The following is a 23,726-nucleotide window of genomic DNA, read 5'->3' on the forward strand; positions in this document are numbered from 1 at the left end:
CAAGCGTGCTACATCCCCGGCACCTGCCAATAACAAAGAGTCCAGCCCTTTGAATCTGCTGCAACACATCGCCCAGTCACGCCACCTCTTACGCAAGTCGGAGCTCAAGGTCGCCGACCACGTGCTGCTTGATCCTGCGGCGGTGATGCACAGCTCCATGGCCGACCTGGCCCACAACGTGGGCATCAGCGAACCGACCATCGTGCGGTTCTGTCGCGCCATCGGTTGCTCCGGTTTCCAGGACTTGAAGCTGAAACTGGCACAGAGCCTGGCTGCCGGCGCGAGCTTCGGACAATTCGCGATTCATGAAGACGACTCGGTCGCTGACTACAGCCTGAAAATCTTCGACACCACCCTGCACACGCTGATGGAGGTTCGCGAGAAGCTTGATCCGGTGGAGTTGCAGCGTGCGGTGTCTCTGATGTCGCAGGCCCAGCGGGTCGAGTTTTATGGCTTTGGCGCGTCGGGTGCAGTGGCGGCCGACGCCCAGCACAAGTTCTTCCGTTTGTTGCTGACGGCCGCGGCCTATTCCGACCCGCACATGCAGGCGATGTCGGCGGTCACGTTGAAACCGACCGACGTGGCGATCTGTATTTCCCAGTCCGGGCGTTCCAAAGATTTGTTGATCACCGCCAATCTGGTGCGCGAAAGCGGCGCTTCGCTGATTACCTTGTGCCCGAGCCAGACACCGTTGGCTGAACTGTCGACCGTCAACCTGGCGATCGATGTGCACGAAGACACCGAGATCTATACGCCACTGACCTCGCGCATTGCCCACCTGGTGGTGATCGATGTGTTGGCGATGGGCGTGGCCATGGCGCGCGGGCCGAGCCTGGTCAATCACCTCAAGAGCGTCAAGCGCAGCCTGCGCAGCTTGCGGCTGTCGCCCAAATCGGTAAAAGCGCTGGACGACTGACGTCGTCGTAAGGTCGTTCCGACCTTAATCGCCGGCAAGCCGGTCTCGCTCCCACATTTGACCGCGCTCCCCCTGTGGGAGCGAGCCTGCTCGCGATGGCGTCCTCAAAAACGCCAAAGATTCACATCCCTGTAACCCGCCCGCCGCCAAACCGTCATCCCTCGCGCCTATCTTGAAACTCCCGTCATCGCCTTGGGAGACTCGAAATGGCCCAGCCCTACGAAGAACGCAACAGCGCCGTCAGAACCCGTCGTCAGCAGGAAGACCAGCGCCGCATGGAATTTCGCCGCGCTATCGAAGATCGCTGCGAACGTCGCCAACTGCTGGCCGAGATCGGTGATTTCCCTGAGCTGGAGCTCAACTACTGGCAGGCGGCACCGGCAACTTCCCGTCGAAACGCTCAACCAGCGCGCTGATCTGCACCCGCTCGCTGCGAATAAACGCAAGGAACGCGTGCGCCACCGGTGACAGCCGTTTCGCCTTGGCTTGCACCAGGCACCAGCTGCGGTACAACGGCAGCTCTTCGACCGGCAACTCGATCAATCCGCCGGTCGCCAACTCAAGGTTCAGGGCGTGACGCGTCAACAGCGCCACGCCCAGACCCGCCAGCACACATTCACGCTGTGCTTCGGCTGACGAGACTTCCTGGGTCTGGTTGAAGTGCACGCGCTTCTCTTTGAAATATTCTTCGCAAGCCAGCCGCGTCCCGGAGCCGGATTCGCGCATCAGCAGTGTGTAGGGTTCAAGATCCTGCAAACGCAGCGGGCCCATGTGGCACAGCGGATGATCCGGTGGCGCCACGGCAACGATCGGGTTGTTGAGGAATGGCAAGAACTCCAGCCCCATGTCCTGCGGCACCATGGACATGATCACCAGGTCGTCGCGGTTGTCCGACAGTCGTCGAATGACCTGTCCGCGATTGACCACCGTCAGTTGCAGGTTCACTTCTGGATGTTGGCGCTTGAACGCGGCAAACAGGTGCGGCACAAAGTATTTGGCACTCGATTCCACCGCCAGTTTCAGCTGACCCTGCAACGATCCCTGCATGTCCGAGAGCTGCATGTCGAGGTTTTCCAGGCGCCCGAAAATGTCCCGGCTGGCGCGTTGAAGGGCTTCGGCTGCCTCGGTCATGTAGAGCTTTTTACCGACGTAATCGAACAGAGGCTGACCAATCAGCTCTTCAAGTTGACGAATCTGTAGGCTCACGGCAGGTTGTGTGAGAGACATTTCATCGGCAGCGCGGCTGTAGGACCTCAAATCACAGACCTCATTGAAGATCTGTAATTGACGCAATGTCATACGCATCAAGGACTTACGCATTTTATTGGCACTCTCGCCGCAGGCTGATGTTCCAACTATAAGTCTTTACTTATGCCTGACCCAATAATTAATCATTTTTGTTAATCCCTTGTGGGGGCTAGTGTGGGCCTGCGACTGAATTGAAACATTTGGTCACGCGTCGACCTGGTCTAGCAGGTCGTGGGTACCACCGGCTCAAGGGAACCTCCAAGTGATAAAAAAGATCCTGATCGCCAACCGTGGTGAGATTGCCGTACGAATCGTACGTGCCTGCGCCGAGATGGGCATTCGCTCGGTCGCGATCTATTCCGACGCCGACCGCCATGCGTTGCATGTGAAGCGTGCGGACGAGGCCCACAGCATCGGTGCCGAGCCACTGGCCGGCTATCTGAATGCGCGCAAGCTGGTGAATCTGGCGGTAGAAACCGGTTGTGATGCGCTGCACCCCGGCTACGGCTTCCTCTCGGAAAACGCTGAACTGGCAGATATCTGCGCCGAGCGCGGCATCAAGTTCATCGGTCCATCGGCTGAAGTAATTCGCCGCATGGGCGACAAGACTGAAGCCCGTCGCAGCATGATCAAGGCTGGCGTACCCGTCACCCCGGGGACCGAAGGCAACGTCGCTGATATCGCGGAAGCGTTGATCGAAGGCGACCGCATCGGTTATCCGGTGATGCTCAAGGCGACTTCCGGTGGCGGTGGCCGTGGTATCCGTCGCTGCGACAGCCGAGAAGAGCTTGAACAAGCATTCCCTCGGGTCATTTCCGAAGCCACCAAGGCCTTTGGTTCGGCGGAAGTGTTCCTGGAAAAATGCATCGTCAATCCGAAACACATCGAAGCGCAGATTCTCGGCGACAGCTTTGGCAACGTGGTGCACCTGTTCGAGCGTGATTGCTCGATCCAGCGTCGCAACCAGAAGCTCATCGAGATCGCCCCGAGCCCGCAACTGACCCCTGAACAGCGCGCCTACATCGGCGACCTGTCGGTGCGCGCAGCCAAGGCCGTGGGTTATGAGAACGCCGGCACCGTGGAGTTCCTGCTCGCCGAGGGCGAGGTGTACTTCATGGAGATGAATACCCGGGTGCAGGTGGAACACACCATCACCGAAGAAATCACCGGCATCGACATCGTTCGCGAGCAGATTCGCATCGCCTCCGGTCTGCCGCTTTCGGTGAAACAGGAAGACATCCAGCACCGCGGTTTCGCGCTGCAGTTCCGGATCAACGCCGAAGACCCGAAAAACAACTTCCTGCCGAGTTTCGGCAAGATCACCCGTTACTACGCACCCGGCGGCCCCGGCGTGCGTACCGACACTGCGATCTACACCGGTTACACCATTCCACCGTTCTACGACTCCATGTGCCTGAAACTGGTGGTGTGGGCGCTGACCTGGGAAGAGGCGATGGACCGTGGCTTGCGCGCCCTCGACGACATGCGTCTGCAAGGGGTCAAGACCACCGCCGCGTACTACCAGGAAATCCTGCGTAACCCGGAATTCCGTAGCGGCCAGTTCAACACCAGCTTCGTTGAAAGCCACCCTGAACTGACCAACTACTCGATCAAGCGCAAACCCGAAGAGCTGGCCCTGGCCATCGCCGCCGCCATCGCCGCCCACGCAGGCCTGTGAGGAATAGAACAATGAGCAAACAAATCTACGTTACCGACACAATCCTGCGCGACGCCCACCAATCGCTGCTCGCGACCCGCATGCGCACCGAAGACATGCTGCCGATCTGCGACAAGCTCGACAAAGTCGGCTACTGGTCGCTGGAAGTCTGGGGCGGCGCGACCTTCGACGCCTGCGTACGCTTCCTCAAAGAAGACCCGTGGGAGCGTCTGCGCCAACTGCGCGCGGCCTTGCCTAACACTCGCCTGCAAATGCTTCTGCGTGGCCAGAACCTGCTGGGCTACCGCCATTACAGCGACGACGTGGTCAAAGCCTTCGTCGCCAAGGCCGCGGTCAACGGCATCGACGTGTTCCGCATCTTCGACGCCATGAACGACGTGCGTAACCTGCGAGTCGCCATCGAAGCGGTGAAAGCCGCCGGCAAACACGCTCAAGGCACCATCGCTTACACCACCAGCCCGGTGCACACCATCGAGGCGTTCGTGGCGCAAGCCAAGCAAATGGAAGCCATGGGTTGCGACTCGGTGGCGATCAAGGACATGGCTGGCCTGCTGACTCCGTACGCTACCGGCGAACTGGTCAAGGCATTGAAATCCGAGCAATCGCTGCCAGTGTTCATTCACTCGCACGACACCGCTGGTTTGGCCGCGATGTGCCAACTCAAGGCCATCGAAAACGGTGCCGACCACATCGACACCGCAATCTCCAGCTTCGCCTGGGGCACCAGCCACCCGGGCACCGAGTCGATGGTTGCCGCCCTTAAAGGCAGCGAGTTCGACACCGGACTGAATCTGGAACTGCTGCAAGAGATCGGTCTGTACTTCTACGCCGTGCGCAAAAAGTACCACCAGTTCGAAAGCGAGTTCACCGCCGTCGACACCCGCGTTCAAGTCAACCAGGTACCGGGCGGGATGATTTCCAACCTGGCCAACCAGTTGAAAGAGCAGGGCGCCCTGAACCGCATGAGCGAAGTGCTGGCTGAAATTCCGCGCGTTCGTGAAGACCTCGGCTTCCCGCCGCTGGTGACCCCGACCTCGCAGATCGTCGGCACCCAGGCGTTCTTCAACGTGCTGGCCGGCGAGCGCTACAAGACCATCACCAACGAAGTGAAGCTCTATCTGCAAGGCGGCTATGGCAAGGCGCCGGGCACCGTGAATGAAAAACTGCGTCGCCAGGCCATCGGCAGCGAAGAAGTGATCGACGTGCGTCCGGCCGACCTGCTCAAGCCGGAAATGACCAAGCTGCGTGGCGAAATCGGCACCGTGGCCAAGTCGGAAGAAGACGTGCTGACCTACGCCATGTTCCCGGACATCGGGCGCAAATTCCTCGAAGAGCGCGCCGCCGGCACCCTGACTCCAGAAGTGCTGCTGCCGATTCCTGAAGCAGGCGGTGTGACCTCGGCCGGTGGCGAAGGCGTACCGACCGAGTTCGTCATCGACGTCCACGGCGAAACCTACCGCGTCGACATCACCGGTGTCGGCGTCAAGGCTGAAGGCAAGCGTCACTTCTACCTGTCTATCGACGGCATGCCGGAAGAAGTGGTGTTCGAACCGCTCAACGAATTCGTCAGCGGCGGCAGCAGCAAGCGCAAGCAAGCCACTGCACCGGGCCACGTCAGCACCACCATGCCGGGTAACATCGTCGACGTGCTGGTCAAGGAAGGCGACACCGTGAAAGCCGGCCAGGCCGTGCTGATCACCGAAGCGATGAAGATGGAAACCGAAGTCCAATCGGCCATCGCCGGCAAAGTCACCGCCATCCACGTGGCCAAGGGCGACCGGGTGAACCCGGGCGAAATCCTGATCGAGATCGAAGGCTGAGTTAACAGCCTCGATATACCGCTTTAAACCTCGGGGGGGCATGTGCTCCCCTTTTTTTTCGCCCCGGGTTTGTGGCGGTCAGAAACTCATTCGCCACTGACCCGTGACGCCGTGGTTTCGGCTGTCGGTGCCGATCTCGCCAGTGAGGCCGACGCCCAGGGTGTGTTTTGCTGACAACCCAAGGTCCAGCCCTGCATCGACCAGCAAACTGTCACGATCCAGCGGCGCGCCGGAAACGGTGAAGTTTTTTCCGCCTGTCACCAATCGTTGGCGGGTATCGCTGTAGACGTCCCCGTAGGTGTGTTTCCAGCCGGCACTGAACCGCGGCGTCAGTTGCATGCCGTTATCCAGCGTGTTGAGCTTTGCCAGCCGCAGGCCGAATGTGCTGTTCAAGTTGTTCTGCGTTTGACCTTGTACCTTTAGTGCCGCTGAGCCACCTTTTTCCGTGTAAGTGTCGCGCTGATAGCGTTGGTAGCCCAGGCTGGCAAACGGTTCGATGCTGACGTTCGCCCGACCCAGGTTGTAACCCAACTCCGCAAAGGCCTGCTGGGTGTTGGCATCGTAACGGCCTTCGGGGCGGTCGCTGAAACCTTTGAAGGCAACCCGGCGTTTAGTGCTGCCGTTGTGGTTGCTATAGGTCGCGCCCAGGCGCAGGGACATTGGTCCGTTTTGACGCAGGGCATAAGCTCCCAAATGCCAGCTGTCGAGATCGCCGTCGAGTCCACGGCTATCCAGGCGCGTTTCGGATTTGCCGCTCATTACACCGATGCGCCATTCCTCATCGATGCCCCAATCCGCTCCCAGTACCAGGCCGTGGGTTGTGTGTTTCAGAGCGTCGTAGTCGCGATCCAGCGTCCCGCCGTGACCCAATGCTTGAAGCCAGACTCGGCCATTGTCTTCGCTGCCGGCGGCCAGGCGTGGTGCATTGCGCTTGCTGGAATTTCTATAGCTACTGGCGCTGTCCAGCTGACGCATGGCCGAGAGCATGGTCGCGCTGATTGGACTGTCACTGTTCAGGGTCGCCTTCGCAAGGTTTGCGTTTTGGCCGCCGTCCAGTTGGTCGATGGCCTGGGAGGCTGTTTCGGTGGTGGAGGCGAGCAGGGCAGTGACAGCGGCGTTCGCGGTATTGGGAGGTGTCTGCGCCGTCGGACTGGCTTTGGGCGCTTCAATACTGCGGGCGAGTTCCCGACCGTTTTCGTTGGTCGCGAAATTTTCGAAAGGCACTTCGTTGCGAGCGAAGGTCAGGCGGACGGCCTTTTCGTCGCTGTAGTCCGGAGTGGCTGTCATGAATGCGAGATTGTTTTCGATATCGCCGAAGTGCCCATCGACCTTGTCGGCCTCGATAATGGTGTACTGGTTGGTTTGCGGATAGTCACCCGATACTGCGACGATTTTCAGGGTTGCACCGCTGAGACTGGCGGTACCGTCGACTTTGATCGTTTCGTGACTGCCGTCGGGATTGACCTCATAGGCGAGTACAGCGGTCTTGGAGAGTTTCAAGTCACCTCTGACCTTTGGGGCGCCATGCAAGCTGTTGACGTTGAGACGGCCCTGTACATTCAGGCTAGCGACGGTGCCTGCTCCTGCAAAAGTACCTTCCTCGTAGACGTCCACATGACCCTTAATATCGCCGTTGTTGAAGAGCGTTCCGACTACGATCGCTCTGCCTTCGATTTCTCCTTTATTGGTCAGTATCCCGTCATTCAGTACCAACACACCTTCGTGAAAATCTCCTGTGCTGGTCAGCGTCCAAGATCCCTGGGAAACATACAGATCGTTGAAGTTGCGGGTGTTCCCCAATTGACCACCGTCGGTACCGATAAGTTGTATGGCGTTGGTTCCTTTGCCGCCATCGACCCGACCTTCGAAGCTTCCACCATTCTTGACGATGATGAGGTCATCTCGGTCTTCCGGTCTCACGGAAATACCTCGTCGAGCAGGTTGCAGCGAATCAATCTCCCTCTTGAAGGTGCTGTCCGCATTGATAAAGGCTTGGAACCGGGAAAACGGGTCTGGTACAGAATCCGGCTGCCTGGTTGCCTCAGTGAGGCCCGTCGGTTCAGCTTGCTCTGGTAGTTCTTGGGCGTTTGTAAATTCAGCGCAACCCACTGCAAGCGCAATGGCCAGCGCCAGGTGTTTTGGTCGGTATTTGTGTTGAACGGGCATCGAGCTCGGCCTCTTTTGACAGGAGACCAAACTCTAAGAGGCAGGCTATAGGTACCGATGTCAGCTGCTTCCGACGGGCTTGCGGGGGTTGTCAGAAGGTTGTGTAGAAAATTGCCGGCCCCCTGAGGAAGGCTGTTGTTACCCGTTCGAGCTGACGCTTTTTCTTACAACAAATCGAGACATGGTCGGCTATCGCAACTCGGAAACTCCTCCGCCTTTCACTAACTACGGCTCAAATACGCCTTCCCATAATGCCGCTCCATCCGCGCCTGAATCAGCTCCAGCCCAATCGACATCACCCAATAAATCACCGCCGCCGTCGTGAGCATCTCGATGTAGCGATAGCTCGAGCGCCCATACGATTGCGCCAAAAACATCACTTCCCAAACCCCCATTACCGAGATCAGCGACGAGTCTTTGAGCATCGAGATGAATTGGTTGGTGGTCGGCGGGATGATGGTGCGCATGGCCTGGGGCAGGGTGACGCGCCAGAAGATCACGGTTTCGCGCATGCCCAGGGCCAGGGATGCTTCGCGTTGGCCGTGGGGGACGCCGAGGATGCCGGCGCGGAAGATTTCGCTCAGGTAGGCGCCGTAGTTCAGCGACAGGGCGATGATGCCGGCGGCGATGGCGCCCGGGACGATGCCGAGTTGTGGCAGGCCGAGGTAGATCAGCAGGATCTGGATCAGCAGCGGTGTGCCACGAAAGAACGAGGCATAGAAGCTCGCAATGCCGAAGGCCACGGCGCTTTTCGACAGCCGCGCCAGGGCGGTGATGAAGCCCAGCAGCGAGGAGGTCACGATCGAGCACAGGCACAGAAACAGCGTCAGCGCCGCGCCCTGCAGGAAGCCGTTGGGCGCCAGGTGCAGGCCGATCAGGTTCGGCAGTTTGTCGAGGATGATCGAGAACTTCAGGTCGAAGCTCAGGAAGAAGCTGGCGAACAACCCGAGCATCGCTGCCCAGGTCATGTATAGCCGCGTGCGGAAACCGAAGATCCGTTGCAGCCGCGACTCAGCCACCGGTTGCGGCGGCTGGGGAGGTTTTGGGAAAGAAGTCATTTACTGATGTCGGCGCCGATCCATTTTTGCGAAAGCTTGCTCAGGGTGCCGTCCTGTTTCAGCTGAGCGAAGACGTCACGCACTTTGGCGTCCCACTGGGCGTCGCCTTTTTCAATGGCCACCGAGTTTGGTTCCGAGTACAGCGGCTCGCCGGCGAGCTTGAAGCGTTTGTCTTCGGTCAAGCGCGGTTGTGCGGTGACAAGGTTGGTGAGGATCGCGTCCAGTCGAACGCCGGCGCCCAGGCCGAGGTCCTGGAAAGCGACATTGTCGGTGTCATACGGCGCGATCTGCACGTCCTCGAACGGGTACTGCAATTGCGTGTCTTCGGCGCCTTCGATCACCAGGTTCTTGTTCAGGTAACTTTCGTAGCTGGAGGCACTGGTGAGGCCGACTTTCTTGCCGCTCAGATCCTTGGCGCCGTGGATGCTGTCGTCCTTGGCGTTGACTACGATCACCGCTGGCGAGGCGTAGTACTCGACCGGGAAGTCGAAGACCTCGGCGCGGGCCTTGCTTGGGGTCATGGAGCAGATGCAGATGTCATAGCGCCCACTCCAGCGGCCGGCGGCGATCACGTCCCAGGACGGGGTTTCGAGGCGCAGTTTGACGCCCAGTTTGTCTGCCACGGCCTTGGCCACGTCAACGTCGAATCCATCGAGCTGGTTCTGATCATTGAGGAACGAGAAGGGTGGATAGCTTTCCATCAACACGCCCACGAGCTGTTTCTTTTTTTCGACGCGATCCAGCGTGGCGCCGCCAAAGGCTTGGGTGGAGGCAGCCAGAATCGTCAGGCCCAGGGCCAGGAGTGGTTGGAATTTCACAGTCGATCCCTGATAAAAAAGAGGTTGTTATTAACCGGATGGTGCGTATTAAATAGTTATAAGAACGACTCTGATAGTGAGTTATTTTCATAAGCTTATGAGTGAAAAGCATATGGGCGCAGCAAGCACGGTAATTCTGGATGGCGGCATGGGTCGTGAGTTGCAGCGTCGAGGCGCGCCGTTCAGACAGCCCGAGTGGTCGGCACTGGCCTTGAGCGAAGCGCCGCAAGCGGTAGAGGCGGTGCACACGGCTTATATCGAAAGCGGTGCGAACGTGATCACCAGCAACAGTTACGCGGTGGTGCCGTTTCACATTGGCGAAGAGCGTTTTGCAGCAGAAGGGCAGGCGCTCGCGGCGTTGGCCGGTGAGCTGGCGCGGCGTGCGGTAGAGGTTTCGGGCAAAGCGGTGCGCGTGGCCGGTTCATTACCGCCGCTGTTTGGGTCCTATCGTCCAGACCTTTTCGATGCTGCTCGGGCGACTGAATTGTTGGCGCCGCTGGTGAAGGGTCTGGCGCCTCATGTCGATCTGTGGCTGGCGGAAACCCAGAGCTCGATCGTTGAAGCGCGAGCGATCCACGCCGGTCTGCCAACGGACGGCAAGCCGTTCTGGCTGTCGTTTACCTTGAAGGATGAGGACACGGATGAAGTGCCGCGCTTGCGTTCGGGTGAGTCGGTGGCTGACGCCGCAGCCGTGGCGGCTGAGCTGGGCGTCGAGACGTTGCTGTTCAATTGCAGCCAGCCGGAAGTGATCGGTGCTGCGATTGATGCCGCGCGGGAAACCTTCGAGCGTCTGGGGGTGAAGATTCACATCGGCGCGTACGCCAATGCCTTCCCGCCGCAACCGAAAGAGGCCACAGCCAACGACGGTCTGGACCCATTGCGTGAAGACCTTGATCCACCGGGTTATTTGCAGTGGGCGGCTGATTGGAAAGAACGCGGCGCTAGTCATTTGGGTGGTTGCTGCGGGATCGGGCCGGAGCACATCGCGGTGCTTGCCCAGAAGTTAGCGTGAAGCCAATCGCGAGCAAGCTTTGCTCCTACAGGTTGGGTGGCGTCCGGCCCAAATCCCGTAGGAGCAAAGCTTGCTCGCGATGGCGTCCGCTCGGGCGCTACCGAATCAGGTGCGGCACTCGGCCAGGGTTTTCACCTGCCCCGAATCCGTCTGGTTCTCATCGGACAGCCAGCGCTCAAATCCCGCCCCGATTGCTGGCCATTCCGAGTCCAGAATCGAATACCACGCCGTGTCCCGGTTCTGCCCCTTGACCACCATGTGCTGGCGAAACACGCCTTCAAAACTAAACCCCAGCCGCTCGGCGGCGTACTTGGAGCGGGCGTTGCCGTTGTTGCACTTCCACTCCAGACGGCGATAACCCAGCGCAAAGGATTCCTTGGCCAGCAAATAAACCGCCTCGGTGCTTTTCGGCGAGCGCTGCATCGGCGCACCGAAAGTGACATGGCCGATCTCGATCCGGCCTTGTGAAGGAACAATCGACATCAAACTGAGGATGCCTTGCACATCGCCGCTGGCACGATCGATCACGCTGAAGAAGTACGGGTCGCTATTGGCCGCATGATTGTTCAGCCAATCGTTGAACGCGCTGCGCTCCGGGAAAGGACCGTAAGGCAAATAGTCCCAGAGTTTCGGGTCGGAACCCGGGCCTTGCAGAGCTTTCCACAAACCGTCGGCGTGACGCGCCGGGTCGAGCTTTTCCAGGCGGATGAAACGCCCTTCAATGGTTTGGACGGATGGCGCCGGAACGCCTTTCCAGTCGGCGAGTGAAGTCGACATGCTGTTCTCCTTGAACCTTACAGGGCTTTGCGAAACTGGATAAAACCGGGACGTTCGGCGATGCGCTCGTAGAGCTGGATCGCGGTGGCGTTGGTTTCGTGGGTCAGCCAGTGGACCTTGCAGCAACCGTCCTCTTTGGCTGTGGCGTAAACGAATTCGATCAACTGTCGGCCGACGCCAGTGCCACGGGTTTCAGGCGTTACCAACAGGTCTTGCAGGTAACAGGAGTCTTCGATGCTCCAGTTCGAACGATGGTAGATGAAGTGCACCATGCCCACCGCTTTGCCATCGGCCCAGGCCAGCGCGGCATGGGTTGGTTCGCTCGGGTCGAGCAGGCGCTGCCAAGTGCTCTGGGTGACGGCTTCAGGCAATTCGGTGTTGTAGAAACGCAGGTACGCTTGCCACAAGGGCAACCAGGCGGCGTGGTCGTCGGCGGTGACTTGGCGGATGTCGATCTGACTCATGTTCATTCCTTAACGCATCAAGTGGGCGAGGGCCTGGTCGTGCACATCAGGGCTGGCGGCAAGCCCCTCGCGCACACCGGTGATGTCTGCAGCGTTGCGGTTCTGGCTGAGCTTGCGTTTGCCTTGCAGGCGCTGGATCGGCAAGGCAAAACCGACGATGGCCTTGAGCATCCCGTCAATGTAGTCGGCGGGGGCATCGGCGACTTTCCATGGGTTGGCGCGACCGGCTTCATGACGATCTGTCAGCGCGCTGACCAGCGTGCGCAGGCGATCGGCATCGGTGAACACTTCGGCCGTGCCGTACGCATGCACGGCGACGTAGTTCCAGGTCGGCACCACTTTGCCGTGCTCGGCTTTGCTCGGATAAAACCCCGGGCTGATGTAAGCGTCGGCACCGGCAAAAATCACCAGGGTTTCGGCGCCGTTCTGCAGTTCCTTCCATTGCGGATTGGCCTTGGCGAAGTGCCCGTAAAGGGTGCCATTCGGGCCCTGGTCTGAACTCAACAGCAGCGGCAAATGGCTGGCTTGCAGACCTTGTTCCCCGATTGTGACCAACACCGCGAGGCGGGTGCCGAGTATCTGCTGGTGCAGTTCATGCAAATCATCGATGGCAAAGCTGCTTGGCGTGTACATGGAGATTTTCCTTGGCGAATGCCTGCATCCTAGGCAGGCTATTGGTCTGTTGTAAGAGCCATTAACGACCAATTTCATAGGTCCATTGCCATGACCCGCGAGCCACTGTCCTTGTCATTCAACCCGGCGGGTATCGAACTCGATCGCCGTCAGGGTTTGAGTCGTCAGCTCTATCAAGCCTTGCGGGTGCGGGTTCTCGACGGTCGGCTGGCCAGCGGTACGCGATTACCGGCCAGTCGCGATCTGGCGGCGGCGTTGTCGATTTCCCGAAACAGCGTGGTCCGCGCCTACGATCAGCTCTACGCCGAGGGCTTTATTGAAGGACGTGTGGGTGACGGGACATATGTCGCGCAATTGCCTCAATCCGTGTTGCCGGTGAAAAAACTATCCACAAAAGTATCCACAGGGTTGTCAACAGGGTTACCCACAGCCTTATCCACAAATTGGCTGGATTTACCTGTGGTTTCATCCAGCAAAGTTATCCACAGCGGTGCACTCGGGCGCGTGGAAAAGAACCATTTGGCCTTGCCGCCGAGTGGTCCGCCCCGTGCGTTTCGGGTCGGTGTTCCGGCGTTCGACCTGTTTCCTTTCGAGGTTTGGGCCAAGCTGAATGCGGCTTTCTGGCGTAAACCGGATCTGCAGCAGTTGTGTTATGGCGATCCGGCAGGCGACGCGCGTTTGCGCGGCCTGATTGCCGCGTATTTGCGCAGCTCCCGGGGGATGCAGTGCACGGCTGAGCAAATAGTGATCACCAGTGGCGCACAGCAGGGGATTAGCCTTTGTGCACAGCTGCTGGTAGAGCCGGGCGATGGCGTGGCGATCGAGAATCCGGGGTATCGGGCGGCGGGTCATGCGTTCGCCGTGGCCGGTGCGCGATTGCACGGGGTGGCGGTGGACAGCGACGGTATCGACTGCACCGAATTGAACGGGCTCGACGATTGTCGATTGGCCTATGTCACGCCGTCGCATCAATACCCGACCGGGGTGGTGATGAGTCTGGCGCGGCGGCTGGAGTTGTTGGCCTGGGCCGAGCGAACCGAGGGTTGGATCGTCGAGGATGATTACGATGGCGAGTACCGTTACAGCGGCGCGCCACTGGCCCCATTGGCTGCGCTTGATCGCCACGGGCGGGTTCTCTACGTCGGCACGTTCGGCAAAGTGGCTTTCCCGGCATTGCGCCTGGGTTATCTGGTGCTGCCACCGGCACTGGTAGACGCTTTCGCCCAGCGTCGCGCGGTCGATGTTCGGCATTCCGAGGTGAGCACTCAGGCCGTCATGGCCGAGTTCATGGCGGCCGGGCATTTCCAGCGGCACATCCGCCGCATGCGCCGCGCCGCGTTGAGTCGTCGCAATACACTTCTTGCCAACTGGCCCTCGGACATTCCCGGGGTTGGCAGCCTGCCGAGTGTGGCGGCAGGGCTGCACCTGACGGTGGCGGTCGACACTCAGGCCCGCGAACGCGAACTGATTGAAGCCGCCGCCAGCGTCGATGTCGAGATCAATGGCCTGAGCAGCTACTGGTTGCCGGATTCGAGCACTCCGGCGGATCAGCGAGCGGGGCTGGTGCTCGGTTTTGCGGCGGTGCCGGAAGCGGCCATCGAATCAGCACTTGCGCGTTTGCGCAGTGCCTGGCGTCGGTAAAAAGGCTGGTCGGCAGAACAGCCCTTTTACGGGTCACTGGGGCTCGAGTGTCAGAAACAGTGATTGGGTGGACGCACTGGTGATTCGACGCAGGACGTAGTCAATCGGCTGAAGGGTGGCCAGCTGTTGCCGAAGTTCGGGCGCCAGTGTCGCCAGGTATTTTTCAGATACTTTCAGGTGCGCTGCCGTGGGTTGAGTGGCATTGCTCTCAGGTGTTTCGTAGTGGAAGTGCGCAACCCAGAGTTCCTGGTCATTGTCGGTGGTGTCGAGAATCCTGTACTCCTGAAAGTAGTCCTTGCGCTCTTTGGTCTTGATCCTGCCTTGCTCGTTGCGGACGATCTTGATCTGTCGGTTCTCGTGCAGCCATTGAAAGTACGCCTGCCTGGGTTTGCGCTTCTTGAGCATTTTTGTGCGCGTACTGATGCCCTCCTTGCGGAGCCTGTTGGCCCTTTCACGCATCTCCTGGCTCAGGCTTGACAGGGGAGGAGGTTGTTCACCGGAATTTCTGATGTTGCTCATGGCCTGGTCAACGTTTGTCGCGGACTCTTCCAGTTTGCGCGCCTGTTGATCGAACAGATCCTGCACATCGGCAGGGATTCGGTTCGCACGTTCGGCGTCCCAGTTGGTGTGTCTGATGAAGTCGTTTGCGTCCACGTTGAGTTTCGAGGCGGCAGAGATGGTAGCGATATCGTCCAGGACGGGTCTGGCGGGCTGAGCGCTTTTGGGGACGAGTTTCTGCAACGTCTCCTCTTCTTTCACCTGCTCGGGTGTTTGGGCTGCTTCGCTTTCCACGTCCCGTGGACGGGTCTTGGTGACTTTGACCTTGGGCCGCGAAGGCCCTGCAACAACAGGTTGGGCAGGTTTCGGAAGGAAAGACTCTTCGGCCTCGGGAAGCGGGTCATCGAGCTGGGTCAGCGTCAGTGCCTGAAATTCCGTGATCAATGCTTGAAGGTGGTCGAGAGGCGTTTGGCGGACCATCCCGGGATACAGGGTTGGCAGGTCCTGGATGCGCTGATGGATATCGGCATAGATGTCGGCCAGCCTGGACAGTTTGTTGATGTACTCCTCGGACGGTTTGCTCGCGCTTGGCTGTTTCATCATCTCGGCAACTTCATGGCTGGCGTCGGCGGCGTCGACCACGATGCTGGCGGTTGCTGCTCGAGCCTGGGGCATGGCCTCGTCAGATGTCTCTTGAATGCACAGTTCGTAGGCCATACCGATTTCGTTGGCCTTGAAGTCCAGTCGCGTGAATTTTGGCATGAGCCTTGTGAGGTCCTGGATTCGGGTGAGCCCTGCGCGGCCTAGTACCTTGAGGCCCGCCAGAGTGGCTTTTGCCAGCTCAAGCCGTTCAACAATGGCGTCACCTAGTGCAGTTGCCTGTTGGATGGCGACCAGGTTCCCGGACACCGGATCAACACTGTTGAAAGGGGCCTGTTCCACGAGTGTTTGCATGACCTGAGCGTATTGGTTTTTCTTCATCGTGAACCAGAGTGCCAAGAACTTTTCCTGCACGGTGGTGAGGCGCAACAGCGTGTAGGTGTAACCGGTTTCACCGCCCAGCGAGCGCCATTCGCGTAGCTGTTCGAGGGCCCCTCCATAGCTTTTGATCCGCTCATCGAGCTTGTCGGTGTAAAACCGGGACGCTGTTTCGAAGTTCTCGTCGGTCGCCTTGTGCATAGCGCTCTGAAGGCCATCGAGTGCTGCCTGATGGGTTTGTTCCTGGCTCTTGAATGTCTCTATCTGAGTATTCAGCTCTTGTTTGCGGGTTTCCTTTGCTTGCTTCAAGGCTTTCAAACGGCTTTTCGGACCACCACCGCGCAGCCGCAGCCGCGTATCGACATACCACTTGCCGTGCTGGTCATGAGCCAGCAACGGGCCCGGACGCATGGGTTCCTTTGGATTGAGGAGCTGCACTTCCTCGTCCTCATCGATGCGGACCTGGAACCAGCGCTCGCCGACCTGGGCGTAGTTTGTACTGTCGAGTTGATACAGGTGGGGCGTTTTCTCATTCATTATGATCAGCTCGGTGCTGTTCAAATCCGGCGCAGAGACTTTGAGCGTGTCTAGATATGTGCCCAGTGAAGGGCCTGAGCGACGAGGGACCGATACACCGATCTCCAGAGATGAGGAATGGCTGGCGCTCAGTTCAGCGGAGAATACCAGGGGGTCCATGGAAATCGTTGCAGGCGCAGGCTTGGGTAACGGACGTGGCGCTGGAGGTGGCGGCAACTTCCACGCCGGTTTCTTGCGTGTATGCCCAGTCCATTCGCGATGACGCTGCTCGTAAGCGCGGTGAACCAGTAACACCGCGAGTGTCACCAGCACATCTCCCAATGAATTCCATTCGACCAGCGTGTCGCCTTGTTCGTGAGCGTCGAGTGCTTGCTGGATTTCGCCGATGCTTTGCCATACCCAGACGGCAGTCCCCACAGGCCCGCTCAAGAAGGTCGAGGCAACGTTGAAAATCGCCCAGGCGCTGTCCTTCAAGAGTGCCCAGCGTCTTTCGCCATTGGACAGTGATTGCCGATCCGCCTGCTCGACCATCGTGCTGGCGTTGCTTTTATACAGTGCGGACAGTATGTCGCCGGTGATTTCTTCGGTTCCCAGGTCGATAGGCCCGGCCAGGTCCAGAGTGAGGAGCGTATCGATACCGGATTGAGTCGCCAGCCATGGTGAAGGCAGCCCCACGGGAAAGACGTATTGCGCATATTCGAAGCTCAGCGCCGGGGTCGGGAGCCAGGCCAGTACGCAATCGCGCAGCTCACCCGGTTGATGCAGGGCGTAAACCAGGTTTGCCTGCGAGACAAACTGCAATAAAGGTTGCTCAAGCAGTGGCCGGTAAAGCAGGCAGGGAGCGTCTGTTTTCTGCCTTGGGCCGATGATGAACATGTTAGTAACGGTGTCACCGTCAGACAGCAGGCGATGCCGAGGCGTGAACGTGAGGGGGCGAATCACGATATCGGAATGGCCTTGTCGCGGTTTTCCCTGAGCGACATCCATTAACTCGCGGATGTAGCGATAACCCGTTTCATCGAGCCCGCCGTCCTGTTGAAGCATGCACTCCAGCGCTTTGAGCCGCAGCAAGTCGGGCAGTTGATTGACGTAGCGCTGTTTCTGGAGCGCGGCTTGCGCCGGATCATCGATCAGCTTGTTCTTGAGCAGCTGCGGGTAGCTCTTGCCGATGTTGACTTGGGAGGCCATGGCAGTCAGGTAACCAACAGTCAGCCATTGGGGGACCAAAGCTTTGTTTTTGAAATGCAGTTCTGCCAGGTAGGGCGCGGTATTTTGCAGGGCGAAATCCCCCAGGCTTTCGATATGCCGGTCATGCGGGTTGGGCAACGTGAGCCCGCCGACGATGACGCTGTTGGTGACCGTGATTTGCAGGTCGTCAAGCGGCAGTTGCGCGGCCCCTTCGCTGGCTTTGTCCTTGACGATGGCTTCACGCATTGTGGTCTGCGCGTACTCACTGATCAGCGGGATATCGTTCAGGCCTGAGGTATTTCGCAGTTTCCCCAGGCGGGAGAGGCCGTGGCTGTAGTCTTGCAGGTGACTGGCCGAGGCGTTGGATAACCAATCGGGAATGGCCGCCTCAAGCTGCTCGATGCGGTTCTTGTCGGTAGAGCTGAAATGTCCTGCCGGGGTGACTGCCGTGCGCAAACCAGGGGTTGTTCTGGCCCCGGCGGTCGAAACCGAGGGGATGAATGCGTTGATGGCATCCATTTGAGAGGCGATCAGCGCCCAGGCCATATGATCGAAAATGTTGCCGTCTGGTTCGACCAATCGCCACTGGAGCGTGCGACCCGACAGGTCCATGTCGATCCGGGCGGGCAGCGACGCGCCCAGTTGCTCCAGAGAGTCGAAGGCCTCGTAGCCGCCTTCGATGGTGAACAGCATGATCAGTTCGCGCTGTTTGTGAGTTGCCTTCAGGACAATCGAACCTCCCAGCATGAGGTGGGTGGTGTTGGTGGTTTCGCTGTTGTCCACGTCGATCAGGCAGGCTTTGATGCCGGGGATTTCAGTGTTTTTCAACGCCCGTTCGGTTTTGTCCGGATAGTTGTAAACGGCACGGGCGACGGTGCATTGGTCGGCATCCCAGCCCTTTATCTGTTGGACATTGAACGCGTTTCTCAGCGTCTCGCAGAGCCCATGCCAGCGGGGTTGACCGTTGACCGTCTCATTCCAGAAAGCCAGTTCGCGCTGTTGAAACTCGACGGATAGCAGGGGGGTGTGATCGTTCAGCAGTTGGGCAATGTCTTCGACACTGACAGCGAGATGAACGGGAGACCTGATAAGGGGATCGTGCGTCAGGAAGTGCTCACCTTCGATGAAATTCGCGACACCTGCGCTCCAGCTCAGATGCACCAGCGCTTGGGTCAATGTCTCCATGTATGGCGAGTCGGCACTCAAGGTTCCATCCTCCATGCGCCATCCTGGCGTGACGATCAGTGTTTGATCGGGATCGATGTCGAGCTGCGGATAAAGCTGTTTCAGGGCTTCGCGCAGCACCTGCGAGCTGACGTCGTTGAGGGTGGGGCCCTGACTGGTCAGGCTGGCCAGATTACTTCTGTCCAGCAGCAGGGTTGCGTTGCTTGGGGGGGTGGCTGTGGATACTTGTGTCATGGTCATTTTCCTTTTTGACCGGAGTAGAGGGCGGCCGCCAGCACCCGATAATCGGCGTAACAGCCGGTGAGGCGGCGGTCGATGACCGCGATTAAAAAGACCCACCGGCAAGGTGGGTCCGTGGTAATGGTCAGGTGGATGCAGATGCCTGAGAGAAGAACAGCGACCGGGCCAGTTGAGGGCTGATCTCGCTGCGATAGATCCTGATCGCTTCCTGGTCGCTGGTGCTCGCCCCTATATCGAAACGGCCAAGCAGCCGTTGCTCACGGGTTTTCAGGTGAGCGGCGGTATAGGACTGAATGCCATCATCGAGCTGCGCGTAGTGAAAATGGGCGTACCACAGCACCCGGGCGGTTTTGGCCTCTCGCACTTCGTATTCCTGCAGATAATCCCGGCGCGGCCCTTTGAGTCGACTCCGGTCTTTCACTCGCACGATGTCGACTTCGCCTTTGCTGTGTAGCCACTCGACCCGTGCGGCAGTAGGCGGTTGTCGTTTGGTCATCTCAAGCCGCAGGCGATGGCCTGCGGCATAGAGCTGAGTGGTTTGTTCGGCCAGTTGGGTCAATACCGGTCGTGCGGTGTTCGTATGATCCTGCGTGACATTGCTTTGGATGAGCGCAACGTTGATCGCCTTGGCGGCGTCTTCAAGGCGAGAGGCCTGCCGGTGGAATGCTTCCTCTATTTCCACCGGGAGCTGCCAGGACTGTTTTGAGTCAGCTTCGGCACGTTGAGTAAAGGCGGGCAGAGCATCCAGCAGTGATTGTCCTGCCGTTATGCGTGCCCCGGGGTCAGGCAGGCGCGGTCTGGGAGTCTGTGGTTTCTTCGTCTGCCGCTCGACCCAGACCCCAAGGGGCTTTTCGTGGAAGGTGGCGATCACCTTGCCGGTGATTGGTGCGGTGACATCCACGAGGGTCGGGTGGCCGGGCGCGGCTTTGCGGGTATGGCCGATCACGGTGCCTTTGAAGCGCGTCTTGATGGCTCTCTTGTTTGACGCCGATGAGGTGCGTGACGGGCCGGGTGCAGGCTCCAGGCGTCGCTGCTCGCGCAGCAGGTCCGCCAGATGCCCGACGGTCTGCTGATTGAACTCGTCAATGCGACCTTGCAGTCGCTCAAATTGTTCTTTGGCAATCTGCTCCGGGTATGTGCCAGCGAAGCTCTGCAGGCGCTGTTCGATGGCGGCGAACTGGTCGACCAGGCTGTTCAAGGCCTCGATCCGGTCACCCGCGCTCAGTACCTGCTCATCACGGATCAACTCCATTGCGCTATTCACTGTCAGATCGGCATCTTCGACAATCTGCTCGATGGACGCTTTGGCAGCGGACAGTTCGGGCGTTTCACCAGGTTTGAGGCACAGCTCGCGGGCGAGGGTGACCTGAAGGGACCTGAGGTCCTGGAGGTCGAATTTGGTTAGTTTCGCTTGATACTCAAGGGACAACTGCTCGGCGTTTTTGCCCAGGCGCGTCAATTCCTGGAAGCGCGACTGAGCGAATTCAACCTTCTGAATAATGCCTTGGGTCAGGTCTGACATGGCTTCAAACGAGCCAGCGGGAGGAGGAGGGCCGCTGCTTTCCTTCGCATCGAGACGCTCCATGGTCAGACGCAGGGCCTCGACGAATGCCGGGTATTTCTGGTCGATCCAGGTTTGGTTGAAAAACAGTTGAGTTCCCAGCATTTCGATCATCGCTTCACGATACTTAGGCACTTCCTCGACCAGATTGAGCGATTTGATTTTCTCGATCGTGGTTTCATATTCGTCGTTGCGTGCCTCCAGTTTTTCGAGAAATGTTTCTCGAGTGGCGTCGACTGCATCGGCGGGGGCATTTTTCATGGCGTTGTAGGCATCGGTAATGCTTTTTCGTTTAGACGCCATCTGTGCATCGAAGTCGGCCAGATAAGTCTTGATGTCGGCGACTCTGGTTGCGTTCGCTTGTTGTAGTGCCTTGAGCTTGCTTTTCTTGCCGCCGCCACGCAGTCGCAACCTGATGTCAACGAACCATTGACCTGTCGCGTTGTTGATCAACAACGGTCCGTTGATGGGCGGTTGCTGGCGGGTATCAATGATCTGAACGACCCCATCGTCGTTGACGAAGACCTCGAACCATCGTTCGCCAACCGGGGCATAGTATTTGGACTGATGTTCATAAAGGTGTTTGTACACGCCTTCGGTACTGGCCGCTCCGAGTCCTTGCGGTTTGGGGATTTTGTACCGGTCCAGGGTTGGCCCCAGTCCTGCGCGATTGCTGTTGAGTACGGTTGTTGGGTGAAGTGAGGTCTGGTGTTCAACTGGCAGATAATCGTCAGCAATATCAGGCAGTTGTATGCTGGCCGGGGTCTGGACCGGAGGACTTTTCTCCGTGCCGGCAATGATGGGTTTTTCGGTCGGCGATACGCCGTCTCGCGCGGGTTGGCGTCGGGCGGTCGCCTGGTGAGCCAGCACCATGCCCAGGGTCAGGAACAAGTCGGTCAGGGCAGACCATTGTACTGTCGTATCCTGGTTTTCCCGGGCGTCGATGCCTTCTTGCAGATCGTCCAGAATCTGCCAGATCCACGCAGCCGTTCCGGCGGTTCGACCGAGAAACGGCAACACGGCGCTGAATATCATCCAGGCGTGTTGTTTGAAACTGGCCCAGCGGCTTTCGGCATTGGACACCGAATCCCGCTCACCCTTCATGACCAGTGCGTTGGCATTGGCCTTGAACAGTTTCATCAGGCGGTCGTGCTCGATCACTTTCTGCCCGAACGACACCGGCCCGCTCATCTGCCGGGCAGTGCTTGAGTCGACCAGCAGTTGTGTCAACGTCCAGGCCGAAGGCAATTCCCCCGGGAAGACATACTGCGAATAGTTGAACCGAACCTTGTCCGGCAACCATGCCAGGGTTGATGCCCGCAGCTCCTTGGAGTGTTTGATCGCATACAGCAGGTTGGCGGCCGTGGGGTACTGCGTCAGCGGTTTTTCAAGCAGTGGGCGATAGAGAATGCAGGGCCCCTTGACCATGTTCCGTGGCCCGATCACATACATGTTGGTGACTTCATCAGGGGTTTTGTCATTCCGCTGGCTGGGGATAAACGCCAGCGGGCGGATGACGATTTCTTCCCCGTCGACCCATCGGTCGGCATTGAGCGCATTCATTGCCGCCACGATGTAGCGATAGCCCTTTTCGTCGATGCCATGTTCGCCAAGGATTTTGCTTTGCAATGCTTGCAGCGCCAGCTGGATACGCAAGTTACTGGCGTAGAGGCGTTGACGCCGCAGCGATTCCAGCGGGTCATCCAGTAGCTTGCTCTTGACCCACGCGGGGTAGGTCGCACCGATATCGACGGCGCTGATGGCCGTGTTGACATAGTCGGACGTCATCCAGGTCGGCACCGCCGTGCCGTCTTTGTATTGCACCGACTGGTTTCCCAGTGGAAGGGCGATGAGGTTTTCGAGCGCCAGTTCTGCGAGGTCCAGGCGTTTGGTCTCGCTCATGCCGGGAGCCGTGAATGCTCCCCACACCACTTGACTGACAATAACGATCTCGACGTTCTCGAGCTTCATGCTGGCAACGTCGCTGTGGCTTTTGAGCATGTGGGCCCGAAGTGCATCCAGCGCGAATGTCTTGATCGGAGCAATATCGTCGTCGAAGGATTTTCCGCTGTTACGCAGTTGCAGCAGCGCCAGATCAAACAGGTGTCGGCTGTAGCAACCCAGATCGAATGGCGAAGCGTTGTTCAGCCATTCGGGGATTTTCCGCTGCACCTTTTCGAAGTGCGAAACCTGCTCGGTTCGAGTCGTATCGCTCACCTCTGCTGCGGGACGGGTGAAGGTGGTGATCGCCGGCCTGCTGGTCCGTTTTGCAAACTCCAGGCTGGCAATAGCATCAGCCTGGAGCGCAATCAGTGCGATGGCCTGATGATCAAAAAAATTCCCGGAGGGTTCGAACAGGCGCCATTGAAGCGTGGCCTCGGGGGGCAGTTTTTCAACATACTTCGGCAAATCCTTGCTGAGCTTTTCCAGCGACTCATATGTCCCAAAACCTGTGGCGATGGAGTGGGTCAGAATGATTGTTCGTGTCCCGACGGTGCCGATCACGACGGTCAGATCCGTACGATTGAGGTGGCTGGACACTGTGCCATCGAGCCGGTCGAGGTCGATCAGGCAGACCCGAATCTTGTAGGTGTCATGGGGGCTGCGTAACGTCGCATCGGGATAGGTGAAGACATTGCGCGCAATGGCCAGCTGGTGCACATCCCAACCCTCAACTTTTTTTACATTCCAGACCTGGCGCAATGACTGGGACAACTCCTGCCAACGCAGGGTCTTGTCATGGGTGGGTTGGTCCCAGTACTCGAGTTGTTGTTCCTGGTAAGCCACCAACAGGAGGGGGGACAGCTTATTGATCAGACGCCCTATCGCATCGATCTTGACCGGAAGGTGGATGGGCGTGATCGCGTCGGGATTCAGGCTCAGGAAGTGTTCACCGTCGAGGTAAATCACTGGCTCGCCTGAGCCGGTGTGCCGCAGCAGCGCGTCCGTCAGTGATTCGAATCTCAATGGCCCGGGCTGGACCGTCCCGGCGATTACTTCCCAGCTCGGTGTGACGACCATTGCCGTTCCGGGATTGATATCCAATTGTGGATACAGCTGTTTCAGATCGTCTTGAAGAATACGGGTGGCCACCTCCCTGATCGAAGGGACGATGACCAGTTGGGTGAGCAGATCACTTGGGTTGCTGGATGCCGGATCGGCTTCGACAGCATTCGTTTCGGTAGAGGACATGTGCATTCCTTTCTGAGGGACTGGGACGTGCGCGCAAGCGCGCCGGTCAGGTTCGGAAAGTAGCGGGGTGCGGGATCGGTCGGGCGGTACTTAAATATCGTCAGGTAAAAAAAGAC

At 58.7% G+C, this 23,726-nt stretch carries 15 protein-coding genes; 6 read left to right on the top strand and 9 right to left on the bottom strand.

The annotated features are described in order from the left end of the window. Window positions 1–49: 49 nt before the first annotated feature. The gene (gene hexR, locus PMI27_RS13610) at window positions 50–916 is read left to right on the top strand and encodes a transcriptional regulator HexR (protein ID WP_008156648.1); all 867 of its coding nucleotides are present in this window, start codon (window positions 50–52) and stop codon (window positions 914–916) included. A 206-nt stretch (window positions 917–1,122) separates the two neighbouring features. Beyond that, window positions 1,123–1,332: a PA3496 family putative envelope integrity protein gene (locus PMI27_RS13605; RefSeq protein WP_008156646.1), complete on the top strand. Its 210-nt coding sequence runs from the start codon at window positions 1,123–1,125 to the stop codon at window positions 1,330–1,332. Here the strand turns inward: PMI27_RS13605 and PMI27_RS13600 are convergent. After that, window positions 1,274–2,236: a LysR family transcriptional regulator gene (locus tag PMI27_RS13600; RefSeq protein WP_008007793.1), complete on the bottom strand. Its 963-nt coding sequence runs from the start codon at window positions 2,234–2,236 to the stop codon at window positions 1,274–1,276. The genes PMI27_RS13605 and PMI27_RS13600 overlap by 59 nt on opposite strands. Window positions 2,237–2,426: 190 nt before the next feature. On the opposite strand from PMI27_RS13600, the gene PMI27_RS13595 reads away from it, so the two are divergent. Both PMI27_RS13595 and oadA read left to right on the top strand, forming a co-directional pair. Then, a complete protein-coding gene (locus tag PMI27_RS13595) occupies window positions 2,427–3,842 on the top strand; it encodes an acetyl-CoA carboxylase biotin carboxylase subunit (RefSeq protein WP_008156643.1) in 1,416 nt (471 codons plus the stop codon). Window positions 3,843–3,853: 11 nt separating this feature from the next. After that, window positions 3,854–5,662 (top strand): sodium-extruding oxaloacetate decarboxylase subunit alpha, encoded by a 1,809-nt coding sequence (gene oadA, locus PMI27_RS13590; RefSeq protein WP_008156642.1) that lies wholly within the window; start codon window positions 3,854–3,856, stop codon window positions 5,660–5,662. A 78-nt stretch (window positions 5,663–5,740) separates the two neighbouring features. Here the strand turns inward: oadA and PMI27_RS13585 are convergent, their stop codons facing one another. The 3 genes from PMI27_RS13585 to PMI27_RS13575 all read right to left on the bottom strand — a co-directional run bounded on the left by PMI27_RS13585 (window position 5,741) and on the right by PMI27_RS13575 (window position 9,704). Then, window positions 5,741–7,828: an autotransporter outer membrane beta-barrel domain-containing protein gene (locus PMI27_RS13585; protein ID WP_008156640.1), complete on the bottom strand. Its 2,088-nt coding sequence runs from the start codon at window positions 7,826–7,828 to the stop codon at window positions 5,741–5,743. 221 nt (window positions 7,829–8,049) lie between these two features. Then, window positions 8,050–8,886, bottom strand: coding sequence for an amino acid ABC transporter permease (locus tag PMI27_RS13580; protein WP_008156638.1), 837 nt, complete (start codon window positions 8,884–8,886; stop codon window positions 8,050–8,052). Then, entirely contained in the window at window positions 8,883–9,704 is an 822-nt protein-coding gene (locus PMI27_RS13575; RefSeq protein WP_008156635.1) for an ABC transporter substrate-binding protein, read from the bottom strand. Before PMI27_RS13575 ends, PMI27_RS13580 begins: the two co-directional genes overlap by 4 nt. Before the next feature lie 112 nt (window positions 9,705–9,816). Here PMI27_RS13575 and PMI27_RS13570 point away from each other — a divergent pair, with 112 nt between their 5' ends. Next, window positions 9,817–10,716, top strand: coding sequence for a homocysteine S-methyltransferase family protein (locus PMI27_RS13570; protein WP_008156634.1), 900 nt, complete (start codon window positions 9,817–9,819; stop codon window positions 10,714–10,716). 105 nt (window positions 10,717–10,821) lie between these two features. Here PMI27_RS13570 and PMI27_RS13565 read toward each other — a convergent pair whose 3' ends face one another. Genes PMI27_RS13565 through PMI27_RS13555 form a run of 3 tightly spaced genes read right to left on the bottom strand, consistent with a single transcriptional unit; the run spans window position 10,822 to window position 12,590 of the window. Next, window positions 10,822–11,493: a GNAT family N-acetyltransferase gene (locus PMI27_RS13565; protein ID WP_008156631.1), complete on the bottom strand. Its 672-nt coding sequence runs from the start codon at window positions 11,491–11,493 to the stop codon at window positions 10,822–10,824. 17 nt (window positions 11,494–11,510) lie between these two features. Continuing rightward, the gene (locus tag PMI27_RS13560; protein ID WP_008156629.1) at window positions 11,511–11,957 is read right to left on the bottom strand and encodes a GNAT family N-acetyltransferase; all 447 of its coding nucleotides are present in this window, start codon (window positions 11,955–11,957) and stop codon (window positions 11,511–11,513) included. Window positions 11,958–11,966: 9 nt separating this feature from the next. After that, window positions 11,967–12,590 carry an FMN-binding negative transcriptional regulator gene (locus PMI27_RS13555; protein WP_008156628.1) on the bottom strand — a complete coding sequence of 208 codons (624 nt, stop codon included), beginning with the start codon at window positions 12,588–12,590 and terminating at the stop codon, window positions 11,967–11,969. 90 nt (window positions 12,591–12,680) lie between these two features. On the opposite strand from PMI27_RS13555, the gene pdxR reads away from it, so the two are divergent. Next, entirely contained in the window at window positions 12,681–14,231 is a 1,551-nt protein-coding gene (gene pdxR / locus PMI27_RS13550; RefSeq protein ID WP_008156626.1) for a MocR-like pyridoxine biosynthesis transcription factor PdxR, read from the top strand. 33 nt (window positions 14,232–14,264) lie between these two features. Here the strand turns inward: pdxR and PMI27_RS13545 are convergent, their stop codons facing one another. After that, a complete protein-coding gene (locus PMI27_RS13545; protein WP_008156624.1) occupies window positions 14,265–18,851 on the bottom strand; it encodes a hypothetical protein in 4,587 nt (1,528 codons plus the stop codon). A gap of 130 nt (window positions 18,852–18,981) precedes the next feature. Beyond that, complete coding sequence (locus PMI27_RS13540) at window positions 18,982–23,610, bottom strand: dermonecrotic toxin domain-containing protein (RefSeq protein ID WP_008156622.1); 4,629 nt, start codon at window positions 23,608–23,610, stop codon at window positions 18,982–18,984. Window positions 23,611–23,726 lie beyond the last annotated feature (116 nt).

The sequence above is a fragment of the Pseudomonas sp. GM41(2012) genome, assembly GCF_000282315.2.
Taxonomy (GTDB): domain Bacteria; phylum Pseudomonadota; class Gammaproteobacteria; order Pseudomonadales; family Pseudomonadaceae; genus Aquipseudomonas.